The 2,337-nt window shown below is 41.2% G+C and carries 4 protein-coding genes; 1 reads left to right on the top strand and 3 read right to left on the bottom strand.

Translation table 11 applies throughout. The features are described 5' to 3' along the window. Positions 1-622: 622 nt before the first annotated feature. Positions 623-940 (bottom strand): DUF962 domain-containing protein, encoded by a 318-nt coding sequence (locus tag HRU42_RS21040; RefSeq protein WP_295034044.1) that lies wholly within the window; start codon positions 938-940, stop codon positions 623-625. Positions 941-972: 32 nt separating this feature from the next. Next, positions 973-1,617: a GNAT family N-acetyltransferase gene (locus tag HRU42_RS21035; protein WP_295034042.1), complete on the bottom strand. Its 645-nt coding sequence runs from the start codon at positions 1,615-1,617 to the stop codon at positions 973-975. Positions 1,618-1,787: 170 nt separating this feature from the next. Between HRU42_RS21035 and HRU42_RS21030 the strand changes: the two genes are divergently transcribed. Beyond that, positions 1,788-2,015, top strand: coding sequence for a DUF2789 domain-containing protein (locus tag HRU42_RS21030; protein WP_295034040.1), 228 nt, complete (start codon positions 1,788-1,790; stop codon positions 2,013-2,015). 13 nt (positions 2,016-2,028) lie between these two features. On the opposite strand, the gene HRU42_RS21025 is transcribed toward HRU42_RS21030, so the two are convergent. Then, on the bottom strand, positions 2,029-2,337 hold a 309-nt coding region (locus tag HRU42_RS21025; RefSeq protein ID WP_295034039.1), incomplete at its 5' end, for a DUF3192 domain-containing protein.

The raw sequence follows: 2,337 nt of genomic DNA, 5'->3' as shown, positions 1-2,337 counted from the left end.
AAAGCCTCCTTGTCGATTCCTTTCAGTACATTCCGTGTATACAATCTTCCTGATCACTTCATACATTTCCTTGTACGAGTTAAATTTTAGAGGATCTTGATACTAATAATGTTTAAATACTCATCAGTAAAATCAGCATCGATTAACATCCTCATCGGGTGCGACACCAACGTACTGTTTTAAAAAAGGATATATCACGCCGTGTAGCATAACTATGACAAAGTAATGCTCTTGTCTTACATTCATGTGAGAGATGTCGCACGCAAATGGAAGCAAATAAAGATGAAGACCAGCATGTTTACGATATTATCTTTTAGCCGTATTCAATAAGTGTCGACTATTCACCGAACACACCAAAAGAAAGGGCACACCATTAGGCGTGCCCGATACTTATACTCTTTAGCTATCGAGCTAACTTACTCGCCCCCTGCATCATCCTTAATTATCTAGCTTACTTTCTCTTTGCTGGGTCCATTTTATTTGGCGATCCTTATACCAAATCATACCAACAATCATGGCCAGTGAATTCCCCTCTACTTTGTCCCACATGAACATAAGAGATATTTCATAGAGACTCAGGACTATGTTGGCATTTACCGAGCTCGCCTAGTTTGCTGCAAGTTTATCTTTTAAATAATTGTGCGACTCTCTGAGCTAGCATCACCCAGTCCGCCATAAAACTATATAACGGATATTGAAATGTTGCCGGACGGTTTTTCTCAAACATGAAGTGACCCAGCCAAGCAAAACCATAGCCGGCTATCGGCAGAACGATAAGTAAGTGGTCATTACCACTGAAAATGCTCATACAGAGAATAAACAGCACCAATACACTGCCGAGATAATGCAGATGTCGACAAACAGGATTTTCATGCTGCGCTAGGTAGAAAGGATAAAATTCTTTAAACGATTGGTATCGTATCGGCTCCCCCCTATGCATAATTGTCACACAAACATGTTTCAATATTAGGCTTACTCATTATCTTGTCCTCGATAAAACAATAACTCTCCCTCAAGTTTACCGATGAAGAGCGTCTCTAGGGCGGTAAAACCATGTTGACTGAACAACTGAGCATGTGGCTGTTCACTGGCAAAAACACCTATGCCATCCATTTCAGGTTGTTCATCACACCAGCTCAAAACTGCTTGTACCAACTTGCTACCTAAGCCTTTATTCTGTTCAATAGGCGACACCGCAATAAATTGTAAAATGCCGCAATTCGAACTAGGCAGGTGCTCTAACACACAGGATTCTTTCTTGATCAAGGCCTGTGTCGATTGCCAACCGGTACTGATAAGCATCTTTAGCCGCCAATGCCAATATCGAGACTCCCCCAGAGGCAGTTGCTGAGAGACAATACATGCAACTCCAAGCATTCGCTCTCCCTCAAATAAGCCAATTAAGGTCTGCTCTTGCTGCCACAATTCATTTAACTCCTCCCTGATAGCCCCCCTGAGCTTTTGCTCATACATGGCAAGGTCACCAGAGTGAAGTGATTCAATAAAAAAAGGGTCATCGTGGTAGGCGTTATAAAGTATCGAAGCTGCCACGCGAAGATCTTCAGCCGTTAGGTATACCGCTCGGTAGCTTGCTAATGTTTGATTATCTGTTGCCATAGGTTTAAGTTATCCCTTGATCTAAATCAATTAACAACCAATGTAGCAAGCAAGTTAAAGCGTGTAAATATTAATCACAAAGCCTTATTTATCCGTCAATGTAATGAAGTTTGATCCATACTAATATTGAAGCCAGCGTGTTATACAATAATCAATAGGAAACCAATAATATGGACACCACACCTCAAGATCTTAGTCATCTGTTTGATCAATTAGGATTAGATAATAGCGAGCAGAGTATTGACACATTTATCGCCAATCATACGGTACCCGCAAATGTTTTGCTCTGTCAGGCAGATTTTTGGAATGATTCTCAGAAGAGCTTCTTAAAAGAAGCCATTGAAGAGGACGCCCAATGGTCTGAGTTAATCGATCATTTAGACGCCCAACTTAGGTGATTTAATTTACGAACTAGATATTTTTGTAGGCCATATTGCCCCAGCCTACAAGGGAATTATTGCTGATAACCACAGGAGTACATTCATCTTTTGTGGTTTTACCATCTCCCTTCTTATGCTGTGTGCGATAAAAAAGCACATGAACCTCTTTATCTTTCTCGATATAAGCTTCGTTAAAGTCTGCAGTTCCCATCAAGACGCTAACTTGATCTCGAGTCATACCCAGACTCAGCTTTGCCAGGTTGCCACGATTGATATCTTGAGTCTCTTGCCAGCCATCTTGACCATTCCATCCCGATTCCCCACTACCAATATTGAGTAC

Source organism: Shewanella sp. (genome assembly GCF_013214165.1).
Classification (GTDB): domain Bacteria; phylum Pseudomonadota; class Gammaproteobacteria; order Enterobacterales; family Shewanellaceae; genus Shewanella.
Note: the sequence above shows the minus strand (reverse complement) of the source record. Positions and strands in the feature narration are given on the sequence as shown.